Annotated in this window: 16 protein-coding genes; 6 read left to right on the top strand and 10 right to left on the bottom strand. The window is 32.5% G+C overall.

The genetic code is table 11. From position 1 onward, the window contains the following. Nucleotide 1 precedes the first annotated feature (1 nt). From Q0663_RS05940 to Q0663_RS05925, 4 genes are all read right to left on the bottom strand, one after another. Complete coding sequence (locus Q0663_RS05940; protein WP_281777810.1) at nucleotides 2–295, bottom strand: helix-turn-helix domain-containing protein; 294 nt, start codon at nucleotides 293–295, stop codon at nucleotides 2–4. Between the two features lie 95 nt (nucleotides 296–390). Beyond that, nucleotides 391–1728, bottom strand: coding sequence for a hypothetical protein (locus Q0663_RS05935; RefSeq protein ID WP_299007887.1), 1338 nt, complete (start codon nucleotides 1726–1728; stop codon nucleotides 391–393). A gap of 1 nt (nucleotide 1729) precedes the next feature. After that, entirely contained in the window at nucleotides 1730–2947 is a 1218-nt protein-coding gene (locus Q0663_RS05930) for a site-specific integrase (RefSeq protein ID WP_299007884.1), read from the bottom strand. A gap of 407 nt (nucleotides 2948–3354) precedes the next feature. Then, nucleotides 3355–3627, bottom strand: a complete 273-nt coding sequence (locus Q0663_RS05925) for a DUF3995 domain-containing protein (RefSeq protein WP_299007881.1) — start codon at nucleotides 3625–3627, stop codon at nucleotides 3355–3357. A 67-nt stretch (nucleotides 3628–3694) separates the two neighbouring features. Here Q0663_RS05925 and hutI point away from each other — a divergent pair, with 67 nt between their 5' ends. Both hutI and Q0663_RS05915 read left to right on the top strand, forming a co-directional pair. Then, nucleotides 3695–4927 (top strand): imidazolonepropionase, encoded by a 1233-nt coding sequence (gene hutI, locus Q0663_RS05920; RefSeq protein WP_299007878.1) that lies wholly within the window; start codon nucleotides 3695–3697, stop codon nucleotides 4925–4927. A 1-nt stretch (nucleotide 4928) separates the two neighbouring features. Then, nucleotides 4929–5939 carry a formimidoylglutamase gene (locus Q0663_RS05915; protein ID WP_299007874.1) on the top strand — a complete coding sequence of 337 codons (1011 nt, stop codon included), beginning with the start codon at nucleotides 4929–4931 and terminating at the stop codon, nucleotides 5937–5939. A 124-nt stretch (nucleotides 5940–6063) separates the two neighbouring features. On the opposite strand, the gene Q0663_RS05910 is transcribed toward Q0663_RS05915, so the two are convergent. From Q0663_RS05910 to Q0663_RS05895, 4 genes are all read right to left on the bottom strand, one after another. Further along, nucleotides 6064–7002: a nitronate monooxygenase gene (locus tag Q0663_RS05910; protein WP_299007871.1), complete on the bottom strand. Its 939-nt coding sequence runs from the start codon at nucleotides 7000–7002 to the stop codon at nucleotides 6064–6066. Nucleotides 7003–7085: 83 nt separating this feature from the next. Beyond that, nucleotides 7086–7895: a hypothetical protein gene (locus tag Q0663_RS05905; protein ID WP_299007865.1), complete on the bottom strand. Its 810-nt coding sequence runs from the start codon at nucleotides 7893–7895 to the stop codon at nucleotides 7086–7088. Nucleotides 7896–7914: 19 nt separating this feature from the next. Next, nucleotides 7915–9165, bottom strand: coding sequence for a tRNA 2-thiouridine(34) synthase MnmA (gene mnmA / locus Q0663_RS05900; RefSeq protein ID WP_299008088.1), 1251 nt, complete (start codon nucleotides 9163–9165; stop codon nucleotides 7915–7917). A 76-nt stretch (nucleotides 9166–9241) separates the two neighbouring features. Then, the gene (locus tag Q0663_RS05895) at nucleotides 9242–9949 is read right to left on the bottom strand and encodes a toxin-antitoxin system YwqK family antitoxin (RefSeq protein WP_299007863.1); all 708 of its coding nucleotides are present in this window, start codon (nucleotides 9947–9949) and stop codon (nucleotides 9242–9244) included. A gap of 45 nt (nucleotides 9950–9994) precedes the next feature. Between Q0663_RS05895 and Q0663_RS05890 the strand changes: the two genes are divergently transcribed. After that, complete coding sequence (locus tag Q0663_RS05890) at nucleotides 9995–10573, top strand: adenylosuccinate lyase (protein WP_299007860.1); 579 nt, start codon at nucleotides 9995–9997, stop codon at nucleotides 10571–10573. Between the two features lie 2 nt (nucleotides 10574–10575). Here the strand turns inward: Q0663_RS05890 and Q0663_RS05885 are convergent, their stop codons facing one another. Both Q0663_RS05885 and Q0663_RS05880 read right to left on the bottom strand, forming a co-directional pair. Continuing rightward, on the bottom strand, nucleotides 10576–11409 hold the full coding sequence (locus tag Q0663_RS05885) for a sterol desaturase family protein (RefSeq protein WP_299007857.1): 834 nt from the start codon (nucleotides 11407–11409) through the stop codon (nucleotides 10576–10578). Nucleotides 11410–11453: 44 nt separating this feature from the next. Next, complete coding sequence (locus Q0663_RS05880) at nucleotides 11454–11969, bottom strand: YkgJ family cysteine cluster protein (RefSeq protein ID WP_299007854.1); 516 nt, start codon at nucleotides 11967–11969, stop codon at nucleotides 11454–11456. Between the two features lie 121 nt (nucleotides 11970–12090). On the opposite strand from Q0663_RS05880, the gene argS reads away from it, so the two are divergent. From argS to Q0663_RS05865, 3 genes are all read left to right on the top strand, one after another. After that, the gene (argS, locus tag Q0663_RS05875) at nucleotides 12091–13863 is read left to right on the top strand and encodes an arginine--tRNA ligase (protein WP_299007851.1); all 1773 of its coding nucleotides are present in this window, start codon (nucleotides 12091–12093) and stop codon (nucleotides 13861–13863) included. A 36-nt stretch (nucleotides 13864–13899) separates the two neighbouring features. Next, nucleotides 13900–15288 (top strand): dihydrolipoyl dehydrogenase, encoded by a 1389-nt coding sequence (gene lpdA, locus Q0663_RS05870; protein ID WP_120187227.1) that lies wholly within the window; start codon nucleotides 13900–13902, stop codon nucleotides 15286–15288. A 72-nt stretch (nucleotides 15289–15360) separates the two neighbouring features. Continuing rightward, nucleotides 15361–15813 carry a hypothetical protein gene (locus Q0663_RS05865; RefSeq protein ID WP_299007843.1) on the top strand — a complete coding sequence of 151 codons (453 nt, stop codon included), beginning with the start codon at nucleotides 15361–15363 and terminating at the stop codon, nucleotides 15811–15813. Nucleotides 15814–16135: the final 322 nt, after the last annotated feature.

Raw genomic sequence — 16135 nt, 5'->3', positions numbered from 1 at the left:
GTTAATAGTTATTTCTTTTTGTTGTGAATGCTTTACGGTAGTTATTGTCTAATAACTTTTGCACGTCACTCATACGATAATAGATTTTTGAACCTATTTGTGAGAATGAAATAACACCTTCATCCCTCCAGGTTTGGGCTGTTCGTTTGCTAATATTCATTAGCTGAAGAAATTCTTGATTGTCTAGAAAAGTGTCTTTAGGATTTTTCTGTTTCTCTTCTAGTTTTTTGTTTAGCTCGTCTAAACGGTTTACTAAGTCTGTGTACTGTTGTGTACTTAAAATAATTGCTTCCATACGGTATGCATTTTAAAATTAATAATACCGCAAGAAGTCATTATTGATAGGGTGCTAAAAGCACACCCTTATAAAACCCTTATAATCAATAAAATTTAGTGCAAAGGATTCCTTTTTATATAATCTAAAGCATCATTTAAATAATCTTCTGATATATTTGAAGCATCTAATTCTGATTTTAATTCGAGATTTATTTTTTCGGCTATTACATTACAAAGTGTTGCTAAGCCTATATTAGGAATAATTCTTTTTTGTTTTAACGCCTCTACTACTCCGCGAAGTGCTCCTTTTTTTCTAGGTGTTAAAACAGATTTTCCTTCTACAGTTATGCTTAAATCATTTAATATTTGTAATACATACTCTTGAACTGCTTTGTCTTTAATAATCGTATAAAAATCTTGCTTAACGTCTTCCTTTTTTACAGGCAAAGCTTTAATATCATCTTTTATTTCATTGATAAAACTCTTTTCATTGTTTAACCAAGCTTTTATTGTTTTTATATATTCTTTCTCGTTTTTGGTAGGCTTTTCTAATAATGTTTTTTGATTTAGTGAGTGCGCTTTCTTTTTTAAATCAAAAGCATATTTTTTACTATCTGTAATGTATTCATTTTCTAGCAATTGTGTTGTATCAATACTTAGCAAAATATGGTTTGTGATATTGGATAAGTTTTTTAATAATTGTGCTTGAGTTAATAACTCTACTTTTGCTGTACCTAAGTAAGGGTTTGTTTTTGGTTTTTCTGCTAAAACAGGAAGTGTTCTGGAAAAGTGTTTTTTGAGATTACTAAACATTGCTATTTCAAAAGGAAAAAATTTATACCACCTGTCATAAGTACTCAACAATAAATTAAAATCTTTCTTTTCTTTTCCTTTAGGTTCAAAAAAATTTGTGATTGTATCTATAACCTTTTCTTGTCTGGGTTTATACTGTGCATCTTTACCAACTAACTTATGGTTAAGCTGCATTCTTTTTGTATAATCCATAAACCAACTTAGTGCTGGTGGTTCTCCGCAATTTTCTGGTGTTTGACCGAAACTTGTAACAGCATATTCTAAATAATTATTTATTTCTTCTTCCCAATTATCTTGATCTAGATTATTTAATATATGATGATGTGTGTAGATAACTTTATCGGCTACCATTTTAGCTAAGTCTTTAAAATCATCACTTTTAAACAAACTGTGCTTGTTTAAATTCTTATGTCTTTCACAACAGTTTGGAAAGTCTTTAAAATAATCTCCTACTTCTTTTAGTATTTTTTGATGTGTGTTTTTACAGCCTTCACAATTATCAAGGTTATGTTCTGGGTTTGGGAAATATTGAATAGGAAAAGGCTTTTCATATGCATAACCTTTAAGGTGTATCATTTCGGAACCACAAACATCGTATTTCTGCATTCCTGTAACTAAAAAATGAGGATTTCTATTCATACTAATTAATATATTTATCTACTGCGTTATCTAATTCACTACCTATTATTTTTGCATATACTTGCGTAATACCAATGTCTGAATGATCCATTAATTTAGATACGTGTTCTATACGCATACCATTGTTTAATGCCCTTGTCGCAAATGTATGTCGGCTAATATGAAAGGATAAATTAAAGGGTAGCTCTAGTTCTTTTCCTATTCTACTCAAATACATATTACTTAATGAAATTGCTCTATTGGTTATTAAACTTCTATGTTCTCTATCTTTAAAATATAACTCGTCAACTTTAGCAAATGGAAAAATTATATCATTTTGCTTTTGGTCTTTAGTTTTGTACTTCTCTAAAATATCAACCGCTTTTTGACCTATTTTAATGCTGTGTTGTCTTTTCGTTTTACGTATCGTTTTTGTGATTCTGTGATTTTTGCCATCATAGTTTTTCCATTGTAATTCGATAACATCGCCAAAACGCAATCCTCCAGAAAAAACAGAAAAGATAAACATATCTTTGATAACTTGTGCTTTGTGTTCTTGTGGTACTTCTAAATTCATAAAGTCTTCAAACTGCACTTCGTTTAAATAACGCTTTGTAGTCTTGTTTTTCTTTACTTTAAACTTTGTAAAGGGTGCAAGTTCATTAGATATTAAATCTTCGCTTTTAGCCTCTCTAAACATTAAATTTAGGATTCTAAACGCATAGTTTATAGTTGTGTTATTATTATTCCAAGTTGAGCTACAATGTGAAGCATAGTTTTTTAAGGTAGTTGCTGTAATATCATCAAACATTAACTCACGATGCCCTATAAACCTTTCAAATTTTTCGATGTTGCTTTTGTAACTTCTGTAAGTGGATAACGCAACTGTATTTTTTAACTTCTCGCACCTATCATAAGCAAACTCAAAAAAGTTAATTAAGGGTTTACCTTTAATGGCTTCTTTTATTCTTCTTGCTGATGTAGATTGATTTCTTCTTTCAAGGTCAGCAACTTCCCCTTCTGCATCTGCTATCTTTCTTGAAATGTATGCGTTTAACCTTGCCGAAGATTTATGATTTTTCTTGACTTTTTGTTTATCTTCATCCCATTCATTGGGCTGCAATTTTACGCTTAATGAAATGAATTTAGTTTTTCTGTTTTTGATTACTCGTAAATAAAGCGGTGCAAGTCCTGCTTTATCTATCTTGTTTTTTCTTAAAACTACTTTAATTGAAGACATAAAACTCTGGTTTTTAAGCTGTGCAATTGGGTGCAACGTGTTACTAAGGTACAACAATAGGTACAACAAACCTAACATTTAGTAGCATTTTATTGCATTATTTTGCATTACATAAAAACACAAAATCCTTATAAATAAAGGGATTAAGAGCAATTTAATGAAAATAAGTGATAATACTATATAACAATGTATAACCGCAATTTCTTAATCGAAAAATAGTAACTTAAAACTCGTAACTGACGGTTATACGAACCGTTATCAAACTTAGTCTACGGCAAAATCTCAATCAACAACCCAACTCCCCCTAAAAACAAACACAACGGAGAAAAATACTTGGTATCGTTTATGGCAAACTCTGTAGTTGTAACTTTCTTAAAAAACCGACATAGTTAAAATCGCCTATAACTCTAATAAGAAAAAATACTAGCCACTACATAAAGTCCATAATCTTGTAACCATGTGGACATTGAACCTAACGTAAATAGTTGTATTTTTTCTGCATACACAACAGCAAAACCACTGATAACCATAGCCACTACAAACGTTAGTAGTTTAGGCGGGTTCATTGCTTTTTCATTTGCTGTTTTGGTTGGTATTACAGCATTTACCCATAAAGTTCCACCAAAAGCCCAATAAACGTGAATTAACGAGATAAAAAAGAGAATTAAAACACAAATCACTCCTAAAAAATGTACCCTAAATTGTAGTTTTTACCGTAAGTTTGTCTAACAAATTTAAGCATTCAACATGACAACTTTATTCATAAACATCAAAGAATTAATCCAAATCAGAGAAGCAGATACCAAAAAAGTATCAGGAGATGCGATGAACATTTTACCTACTATAAAAAACGCTTTTTTATTGGTTGAAAATGGTATTATTACCGACTATGGCAGCATGAAAAAAGCCCCTACTTCTGCTGATAAAACTGTAGATTGTACTGGTAAAATGATGTTACCTACTTGGTGCGATTCGCATACACATATTGTATATGCAGGCAATCGTGAACAAGAGTTTGTAGATAGAATTAACGGTTTGAGTTATGAAGAAATTGCCAATCGTGGTGGTGGTATTGTAAATTCTGCCAAGAAATTACAAGAAACTTCAGAAGAAGAACTATACCAGCAATCAGCTAAACGATTAGAGGAAGTTATTGCTTTAGGTACGGGAGCGGTTGAAATAAAATCAGGATATGGTTTAACTGTTGATGCTGAGTTAAAAATGTTACGTGTTATTAAAAAGCTACGCGAAAACTACAACATTCCTATCAAAGCTACTTTTTTAGGAGCACATGCTTTCCCTACCGAATATAAAAACAATAAAGAAGGGTACATCAATTTAATTATTGAGAAAATGTTACCTAAAGTTGCCGAAGAAAATTTAGCGGATTTTGTTGATGCTTTTTGTGAAACTGGATATTTCTCGGTAGAAGATACAGACAGAATTTTAACCGCTGCGCAACAATACGGATTAACGCCAAAAGTACACGTAAATCAGTTTACTACCATTGGTGGAGTTCAGGTAAGTATAAAACACAATGCGCTGTCTGTTGATCATTTAGAAATAATGAATCCTGAAGATATTGAAGCATTGAAAGGAACACAAACTATGCCTGTTGCCTTACCATCGTGTTCGTACTTTTTAAGTATTCCGTACACACCTGCTCGTGATATTATGAATGCAGGATTACCGTTAGCACTAGCTACCGATTACAACCCAGGATCTACCCCATCAGGAAATATGAATTTTGTGGTAGCAACAGCTTGTATTAAAATGAAAATGACACCAGAAGAGGCTATTAATGCAGCAACTATTAACGGAGCGTATGCGATGAATTTATCAAACGAGGTTGGAAGTATTACCAAGGGAAAAAAGGCGAATTTAATCCTAACGAAAGAAATTCCTTCGTATGGGTTTTTACCGTATTCATTCGGAAGTAATTTAATTGATTCAATGTTCATCAACGGAAAGGAAGTTTAATATGCTAACAATATTTAACGAAAAAGACATACAAGAGTTTGTAACACCGCGTGAAGGAGAAACAAAATTAGGAGAATGTGTTGCTGTTATCAATCCTAAAAAAGAATTGCAATCAGCACTTGAAAATTCAGATGCTTCTTTTGTCATTTTAGGTGTTCCTGAAGATATTGGCGTACGCATGAACGGTGGAAATGGTGGCGCACACACTGCTTTTATTCCTGCTTTAAAATCGTTTTTAAACACCCAACAAAATCAATTTATCGACGGAAATGATATTCTTGTTTTAGGATATTTAGACTGTTTAGATGATGTATATGATTTTGATGTTTCTGATAGAGAAAAAGGTGATTTATTAGTAAAAGCAATAGATAAAGAGCTTTCTAAGCTTATTAAAATAATTGTTGAGAGTGGTAAAACTCCAATCATTATTGGTGGTGGTCATAACAATGCTTACGGAAATATTAAAGGACTTTCTGAGGGGAAAAATCAACCTGTTAATGTAATTAACTTAGATGCACATACCGATTTACGTCGTTTAGAAGAACGTCATAGTGGTAATGGTTTTTCTTATGCTTTACAAGAAGGTTTTATCAACCATTACTTTATGTTCGGGTTGCATGAGAACTATACACCTCAGTATATTTTTGAAATGATTCACGATAGTTTAAACCTAGAGTACAATACTTTTGAAGAATTAGAAGTATATCAGTCTACTTCTTTTGAAAGTGAATTACAACGCGCTAAAAACTTTATTCAAGAGCAACCTTTTGGTATTGAAATAGACTTAGATTGTATTCAACATTTCCCAAGTAGTGCAATGACTCCTAGTGGATTTACCCCACAACAAGCACGTAGATTTACACATTATTTTGGAAAACTACAAAATGCCTCATATTTGCATATTTGTGAAGGTGCTCCTGCAGTAGTTAAAGATGAAATTGCTGACGGACAAGTAGGAAAATATATCAGCTATCTAATTTCTGATTTTATTAAAGCTAAGAATAATTCATAAAAAGTTGTCATTTCGAACGAAGAGAGAAATCTTAAGAAAATGAGTTATTTCATTCAAAAAAGATTCCTCCTCGTACCTCGTTCGGAATGACGAATTTCTTATTTTTTTGGCAATCGCCCTGTGACTAAAACAACTGCTCTTTTTTTACTTGCTTATATTCAGCAATTATTGCTTCTAACACTTCTTTTGCTGGTTTAATTTCATGGATAAGCCCTGCTACTTGACCTATTTCTAGTTCTCCATCGTCCAAGTTTCCTTCAAACATTCCTCGTTTAGCACGAGCACGTCCTAACAGCTCTTTTAAATCTTCTATCGTTGGATTTTGTTGATATAATTCTTGCACTTCTTGATAAAATTTATTTTTCACCAAACGAACAGGTGCTAATTCTTTTAAAGTTAAATGTGTGCCACCGTCTTTTACATCTACAATAGTTTTCTTGAAGTTTTCATGTGCAGAAGATTCTACCGTAGCTGCAAAACGACTTCCTATTTGTACTCCATCAGCACCAAGTACCATCGCCGCTAACATGCCTCTACCCGATCCAATTCCTCCTGCCGCTATTACTGGAATTTTCACTTGTTCTTTTACCATCGGAATTAACGTAAACGTAGTCGTTTCTTCGCGTCCATTATGACCTCCAGCTTCAAATCCTTCACATACCACAGCATCTACTCCAGCAGCTTCTGCTTTTAAAGCAAACTTTACTGAACTTACCACATGAACTACTGTAATTCCTTTTTCCTTTAAAAAAGAGGTCCATGTTTTTGGATTGCCTGCAGAAGTAAATACAATCTTCACTCCTTCTTCAACAATGATATCCATGATTTTTTCAATATCAGGATATAACATTGGTACGTTTACTCCGAAAGGTTTATCTGTTGCTTTTTTACATTTTTGAATATGTTCTCGTAATACATCAGGATACATAGAACCTGCTCCGATTAATCCTAATCCGTCTGCATTAGATACTGCTGAAGCTAGTCTCCATCCTGAAACCCAAATCATTCCACCTTGAACGATTGGATACTGTATATTAAATAGTTTAGTAATTTTATTTTGCATCTCGTAAATGTACAATCATTAGCTAGGAAGCACAAAAAAACCTCGAAAAAATCGAGGTCTTATTTTATTTATTATTAAGCTATCTAATCAATAACTCTTGTTTTTATATTAAGAGCAATACTGTAAATATATGGTATTTTTCTATTCATTTCTTCAGCAGGCTCCCATCCTTTAATCGATTCAAAAAAGTTACTTATCTCTTCTCCTAATTTATTTGGAATCGTATTAGCTACCCATACATCTCGAATACTACCATCAACATCAATAATAAAATTTATATCAATTTTAGTATTAATAGCATAGCTTAGGTTATCCATTAAGTAATTTATTTTTGAACTAAACTCTTCTTCTCCTTTTTTAAAAACAGGCTTTCTAAATTTTGTATAAACATCATCTTTAAGCTCTTCTCCTTTTTCATTAAACAAGATATATTTTTCTATATCTCCATTTGCATCATGATAAAATTTTGCTGCTAAATTACCATTGTAGTGATAATACTTCCATAAGCCTGAAGGAACTCCGTTTTTATGAAACCCTGTGTAATTTTTATTTCCATTATCAAATAATGTAAGTATTTTCCCTTCTAATTCACCTTCTACATTATAAAAAGATCTTTTTGATAGTTTTCCATTTCGGTGAAATTCTAGAGATTTTCCTACATATTTCTTTCCTACATTATTTTTTGAGAACCTTTTCTTAAAAATTTTACCATCTCTATAATAGAGTGCAAATTCCCAAAGAGAATCTTTTTTTACAATCGTCTCAATATATTTAGCTTCATTTTTATTAGTCGTTATTTTTAATTCTCTATCTAAATAACTTGTAATAGAATCTTTTTGAGAGTATCCATTAGCACAAATGAATACTACAATCAATAGCAATATTTTTTTCATAATTTATATTTTTCTTTTTCTACGAGATCACTCCAGAACCTAACAGTTCTTCATTTGTATACCAAGCAACAAATTGTCCTTCTTGAATAGCAGACTGTGGGTTTTCAAACTCCACATACAATCCGTTTTCTACTTTATGTAACGTTGCTTTTTCTAAAGGTTGACGGTAACGAATACGTGCTTCTACTTCCATAGATTCACCAGTTTGTAATGCTAAATCTTCTCGTACCCAATGCAATTCTTCATTAGAAACAAACAAAACATTACGATACAATCCTTGGTGATTTTTTCCTTCTCCTGTATAAATAATGTTAGTATCTACATCGGTTTCAATTACAAACAATGGTTCTTTGGTTCCTCCAACGGCTAAACCTTTACGCTGACCTTTTGTAAAATAATGTGCTCCTTGATGCTTTCCTACTACTTTTCCATCCTCTTTGTTATAAGAGAACTTTGTTGAAAAATATACTAACTCCGCTTCTTTATTCTCAAATTCTGGAACTGAGCGATTGTACTGCTCAAATTCATCTGGAATTCGGACAATATCTCCTTCTTTCGGTTGTAGTTTTTGTTGTAAGAAATCTGGAAGCCTAACTTTTCCTATAAAACACAAGCCTTGACTGTCTTTTTTATCGGCTGTAATTAAATCTGCTTCTTTGGCTATTTCGCGAACTTCTGGTTTTGTCAACTCCCCAATAGGAAATAATGCCTTTGACAGTTGTTCTTGCGATAATTGACATAAAAAGTATGATTGATCTTTATTAGTGTCTTTTCCTGCTAATAACTTGTATACAGGTTTTCCGTCAATAATTTCTTCTGCTTTTCTACAGTAATGTCCTGTAGCTACATAATCGGCCCCTAAACTTAATGCGATGTCCATAAACACATCAAATTTAATTTCACGATTACATAACACATCTGGATTTGGAGTACGACCTTTCTCATATTCGTTAAACATATAATCAACGATACGTTCTTTGTATTGTTCGCTTAAATCAACCGTTTGAAATGGAATTCCTAATTTTTCTGCAACAATCATGGCGTCGTTACTATCTTCTAACCACGGACATTCATCGGAAATAGTTACTGAATCATCGTGCCAGTTTTTCATAAACAGCCCTATAACTTCATATCCTTGTTCTTTTAGTAAATACGCTGTTACACTACTATCTACACCACCCGAAAGTCCTACTACTACTCTTTTCATTTTGTACTTTTGAAGCTGCAAATTTACGAAATAATAAACGTTTTCATTATGGAAATAATTGATGACTTCATTGTAAAAATTGATGGAAAGTGATATGTCTTAGTTTATTGTCTTCTTTTAAGCTCTCTATCTCTAGAGTTTAATTTTTAGGAATTGAAAACGCTTCCCTTTTTTTCTTGTCAGTAACCACTTCTCCATCCATGTAAAATTCCCATTTCCCGTCTCTTTTACCGTTTTTATACATTCCTTTTTCTTTTAGGTTTCCTTTTAAATCGTAGAACTTCCCTTCACCTTCAAGTTTTCCATCTACATAATTAACTTCTTCAATCATAATACCTGAATCGGTAAATATTTTAGACATTCCGCTTTTTTTCCCTTCTTTATAATAAGTTTCTTCGGTTAATTTTCCGTTTCTGTAATAATTTTTTACTACTCCATCTAACTTACCATCAATATATTCTTCCTCTGAGAATGTATTTCCATCAGAAAAATAATAAACCCACTTACCTACTCTCTTTTTACCTATCATCCATCCTTTTGTTTTCACCTTTCCTTTTGGGGTGAAAAATTGAACAAAAGCACTATCAGATTTTGTTGAAAATTCTTTAGTCATAGACGGGGCTCCATAAGAATTTGGTTCGTAAAACTTAAAAGTTCCGATTTCTTTACCGTTTTTGAACTGTCCTGTATATCGAACATCATTTTTATCTTCGTCATAATATTTTTTCCACACTCCATCTCTCTTACCGTTAGCATCTAACTGATTTATTTTTTGTGCCTGCGCAGTGCTTATAAAAAATGCTGACAATAGAAGTGCTGTTGAAAATATCCTGTTTATATTTATCATGCTATTATTTCTTTTACAATTCAAATTTACATAAACCATACCAATATGAATGCTGATTTTTTAATTTCTGTTTTAAATGATGTTGATACTGCCGCTAGAATAAACAGAGAAAAAGCTTCAAATATTGTATTACAAAATCCAATACTAGTAAAAAACTTAATAGAATTTACTTTTGATGTCGATAATAAACTATCCATCAAAGCTGCTTGGATATTGGAATGGATTTGCACTCATCACGGAATAGAGCATATTCTTCCTTATTTAGAAATTTTTACTCAAAACATTTCCAAAGTACATTTTGATAGTGCTATAAGACCTTGTGCTAAAATTTGTGAACACATAGCTATTGCATATACTTCTAAAACAGAAAATAAAGTCCAGCAACAACTCACTCAAAAATATATCGATTTAATTATTGAAACTGGATTCGACTGGTTAATTACCAATCAGAAAATAGCAGTTAAAGCTTATACCATGAATACTTTATACTTATTTGGTTTACAAAAAGACTGGGTGCATCCTGAATTGGAACATATTATCCAAACAAAAGTGATTCATGAAAGTAAAGGTTGTGCTGCGAGAGGTAAAAAGGTTTTAGTTTTTATTGAAAAGAGTAAATCTTAATCTTACTCATTCAAATTCGTAGGTTTTCTATACCCTTGAAAAGGTTGCTTTAATAACTCTTTTAAACTAGAGTTTTTTTCTTCATCTGGAAATGTATCTACTCCATACACTATTTTTTCTCTATCTAACTCCATATACGTTCCTAATAAACGGTCCCAAATAGAAAAAATATTTCCGTAGTTAGAATCGGTATAGGGTAATAAATTATGATGATGTACTTTATGCATATCAGGAGAAACGATTACATAACTTAATACTTTATCTAATTTTTTAGGCATCTTAATATTAGCATGTGTTAATTGCGTAAACACTAAAGACATTGATTGATACAGCATAATCACACCTATTGGGGTTCCGACTAAAAAAACGCCTAGTAAAGTAAATGTAAAGCGGATAACACTCTCTATCGGGTGATGTCTATTCGCTGTAGTAGTATCTACCTTATGATCTGAATGATGTACCAAGTGTACCATCCACAAAGGTTTTACTTTATGCTCTACCAAATGTGCCAAATAAGCTCCGAAGAAATCTAAAAACAACACGCCTAATAACACATACAACCACAATGGTATTTCAGGTAGCCAGTTGATTAATCCAAAGTCATTTGCTTGTACCCAATCGGCGGTCTTTAATAATAAAAATGCTAATACAAAATTGATAATTACCGTCGTAGCAGTAAAAAACAAATTAGGCCATGCGTGCTTCCATTTATTGTATTTAAAACTAAATAAAGGCACAGCGCCTTCTAACAACCAGAAAAAAGTAATTCCGCCAACTAAAATAATACTTCTATGACTAGAAGGAATGTTTTCAAAATAATGTATAAGGGTTTCCACTATGATATATTTTTCCTAAAAATAGAAAAAATATCTATAACAACTTATTTCTTAGAACTTCCCGATTGTGGTAAACGTTTTTTCAACTCCTCTACTATCCTGTAAGTTGCAGGACAAACCTCGGTATTCTTAATTGTTAAATCTGCTATTTGTATAAACTTTTTACGATTAGTGTGAGGATATTCTGAGCAAGCTTTCGGACGCACATCATAAATAAAACATGTATTATCAGACTCGTCTAAAAAAGTACAAGGAGCAGATTGCAACACCATAAAATTGTCTTCATCTCGCTGTAAATATTGACTGATAAAATCTGCCACTTTCATTCGTAAATGTTTTGCAATACGTTCTATATCTTTTTCAGTAAAGATTGGTGAAGTCGTTTTACAACAATTAGCACATGCTAAACAATCGGTACGCTCAAACTCTTCGTCATGCAACTCTTGCATTAATAAATCTAAACGTTTTGGTGTACGCTTTTTTAATCGTTGAAAATACTTTTTATTTTCTTGTAAAGCGTCTTTGGCTAATTTTGATAAGTTTTCAAGGTCTTTATCCATGGTACAAAGGTACGAAAGCACCTTTGAAGTCATACATTATTCTGCCTTAAAAAATCATAAGGCAAATTGTGGGAAGAAAAAATTAAAAACACTAATTTTGTGCGACAATTAAAAAGAACCAATGAATATTCAATCGTTAATAGAAACGAAAGTAAAAGAAGGATTTTTAGCCTTGTATAATGTAGAAATTCCTAGTGTAGAATTTCAAGCAACCCGCAAAGATTTTGAAGGTGATATTACTGTTGTCGTTTTCCCTTTACTACGGTACAAAAAAGGAAATCCTGTTCAAATTGGTGAAGATTTAGGAAAATTTTTAGTCGAGAACATCAACGAAATTACTAGCTATAATGTAGTTAAAGGTTTTTTAAACTTAGTTGTTGATGATTCTTTCTACGTAAACTTTTTTAATCAAATAGCTACTGATGCAACTTATGGCTTTGTAAAAGAAAACGAAACGGATGCTCGTATGGTAGAGTACTCATCTCCTAACACTAACAAACCTTTACACTTAGGACATGTTCGTAATGTATTGTTAGGATATTCGGTTGCTGAAATTTTAAAAGCTGCTGGACATAAAGTTTACAAAACACAAATTATCAACGATCGTGGTATCCATATTTGTAAGTCAATGTTAGCTTGGCAAAAATTTGGAAATGGAGAAACTCCTGAATCAACTGGATTAAAAGGAGATAAATTAGTTGGTAATTACTACGTAAAATTCGATCAAGAATATAAAAAAGAAATTAGCGAATTAGTCGCTTCTGGTACTTCTGAAGAAGATGCTAAAAAACAAGCCCCTTTATTTTTAGAAGCACAAGAAATGCTTCGTAAATGGGAAGCTGGAGACAAAGAAGTAGTTTCTCTTTGGGAAATGATGAACGGATGGGTATACAACGGTTTCGACGTTACTTATGAAAATATCGGAGTTAACTTTGATAAGTTATACTACGAAAGTAATACTTATTTACTAGGAAAAGATGTTATTGAAGAAGGACTTAAAAATGGTGTTTTCTTCAAAAAAGAAGACGGTTCTGTTTGGTGTGATTTAACTGACGAAGGTTTAGATGAAAAACTAGTATTACGTTCAGACGGAACTGCGGTGTATATGACCCAAGACATTGGAACTGCCATCCAACGTTCTAAAGATTTTCCTGATGTAAACGGAATGGTATATACCGTAGGTAACGAACAAGATTATCACTTTAAAGTATTATTCTTAATCTTACAAAAACTAGGATATTCTTGGGCGAAACAATTGTTCCATTTAAGTTATGGAATGGTTGATTTACCTTCTGGAAAAATGAAATCTCGTGAAGGAACCGTAGTTGATGCTGATGATTTAATGAATGAAATGACTAGCACTGCTCGTGAAATCTCACAAGAATTAGGAAAATTAGAAGGGTATTCAAACGAAGAGAAAGAGGAATTATATAAAACTATCGGATTAGGTGCTTTAAAATACTTCATTTTAAAGGTAGACCCTAAAAAGAGAATTTTGTTTGATCCACAAGCATCGGTAGATTTTCAAGGAAATACAGGACCTTTCGTTCAGTATACCTATGCGAGAATTCAATCTATATTACGTAAAGCTGATTTCGATTATTCTTCATCTGTATCTGTAGAATTACACGAGAAAGAAAAAGAATTAATCAAACAATTAGAACAATATCCCGAAGTAATACAGCAAGCGGCGAGTAATTATTCACCAGCTGTAATTGCGAATTATACCTACGACTTGGTAAAAGAGTTCAACTCATTCTATCAAAACGTATCTATTTTAGGAGAAGAAAATCAAGATAAAAAAGTATTTAGAGTTCAGTTATCTAAAAAAGTAGCTGACACCATAAAATCTGCATTCAAATTATTAGGAATTCAAGTTCCTGAAAGAATGTAAAAAAAATTAACAAACAACAAGTAAAAAGTAAACAACATGAAATACGACGTACTAATAATCGGAAGCGGTCCTGGAGGTTATGTAACTGCAATTAGAGCCTCTCAATTAGGATTTAAAACCGCTGTAGTAGAGAAAGAAAACTTAGGTGGAATTTGCTTAAACTGGGGATGTATTCCTACCAAAGCGTTATTAAAATCTGCTCAAGTTTATGATTATTTAAAACATGTTGATGAGTATGGTTTAAAAGCAGAGGCTATCGATAAAGATTTCGAAGCTGTAATTAAACGTAGTCGTGGTGTTGCTGAAGGAATGAGCAAAGGTGTTCAGTTCTTAATGAAGAAAAATAAAATTGATATCATCGACGGATTTGGTAAAGTGAAAGCTGGAAAAAAAGTAGATGTTACTGATAAAGATGGTAAGGTAACTGAGTATTCAGCTGACCATATTATTATTGCTACAGGAGCTCGTTCACGTGAGTTACCAAGTTTACCTCAAGACGGTAAAAAAGTTATCGGATATCGTGAGGCTATGAGCTTACCAAAACAACCAAAATCAATGATTGTTGTAGGTTCGGGTGCTATTGGTGTTGAGTTTGCACACTTCTATAACTCAATGGGAACTGATGTAACTGTTGTTGAATTTATGCCAACAATTGTTCCTGTTGAAGATAAAGATGTTTCTAAACAAATGGAACGTTCTTTCAAGAAAGCGGGAATTAAAGTAATGACTAGTTCTTCTGTTGAGTCTGTTGACACTTCTGGTGATGGAGTAAAAGCAACTGTAAAAACTAAAAAAGGAGAAGAAGTTTTAGAAGCTGATATCGTTTTATCTGCTGTTGGAATTAAAACAAATATTGAAAACATCGGTTTAGAAGATGTTGGAATTATTACTGATAGAGATAAAATCTTAGTAAACGACTGGTACCAAACGAACATACCAGGATACTATGCGATTGGAGATGTAACTCCTGGTCCGGCATTAGCACACGTTGCTTCTGCAGAAGGAATTACTTGTGTTGAAAAAATAGCTGGCTTACATACTGAAGCTATTGACTATGGAAACATCCCTGGTTGTACCTATGCTACTCCTGAGATTGCTTCTGTTGGTTTAACAGAAGAGCAAGCAAAGGAAAAAGGTTACGAATTAAAAGTTGGTAAATTCCCATTCTCTGCTTCAGGAAAAGCAAAAGCTGCTGGAACTCCTGACGGATTTGTAAAAGTTATTTTTGATGCTAAGTACGGTGAATGGTTAGGATGCCATATGATTGGTGCTGGTGTTACCGATATGATTGCTGAAGCTGTTTTAGGCCGTAAATTAGAAACTACCGGTCATGAAGTATTAAAAGCAATTCATCCACACCCAACTATGAGTGAAGCTGTTATGGAAGCTGTTGCTGACGCTTATGATGAAGTAATTCACCTATAAATATAGATTTTAGAAAACATATAAAGATTGATAAACCTCACCAAAATGGTGAGGTTTTTTTTATATTTGAATATGAAAAAAATATTCACACTATTCGTTTTATTATGCTGTTTTTATTCTTGTAAAACAGAAGAAAAGAAAGCACCTGTAAACCCACTAACAGTTCCTTTTAGCGAACGTCCAACTCCTCAACTTCCAAATACTAACAATAGTACTGTTAATGTTCTTGGAGGAGCACATTATATATGTCCTAAAAAATGCGAAGGAGGTACATCAAGTATACAAGGTACCGCTTGTCCTGTTTGTAAAACTCCTCTTGCTCATAACCAAGGCTTTCATAATACCCAAAATAATAATTCAAATTCACCTATATCAATACCTGCAACACCACCCACTTCTGGCCCAAATGCAGCAGGACAATATCATTATACTTGTTCTAACGGTTGTACTATTGGTTCAGATAATTCAGGACAATGTAAAAATTGTGGAGGAGAATTAGTTCACAATGCTGCTTTTCACAGCTAAAAGTATGTAATTACCTTACTTTTATTACGGTTTTTAATTAAGTTCCTTAACCTCTATTATCTAACTTTGTTATAAATTATAAAAATTTACACTTATGTTAAGAAATGTTTTAAAATTAGGTTCTGTTTTAAAAAACCATGAACAAAAATTAATTACTGGAGGAAATAATATGAAAGAATGTTCTTTAGGGGATCGTTGTACTAGTGATTCTCAATTTCCATCTTATTGCATTCTAGGGGTCAACCTTTGTTGCGTAAATGGTTTTTATGAAATATGTGGTCAATAACATAATCATCTCCTAAGATATAATTTATATTTTAAA

The sequence above is a fragment of the uncultured Tenacibaculum sp. genome, assembly GCF_947504135.1.
Lineage (GTDB): Bacteria > Bacteroidota > Bacteroidia > Flavobacteriales > Flavobacteriaceae > Polaribacter.
The sequence above is the reverse complement of the archived record's forward strand: the minus strand, read 5'-3'. Positions and strand labels throughout refer to the sequence as shown.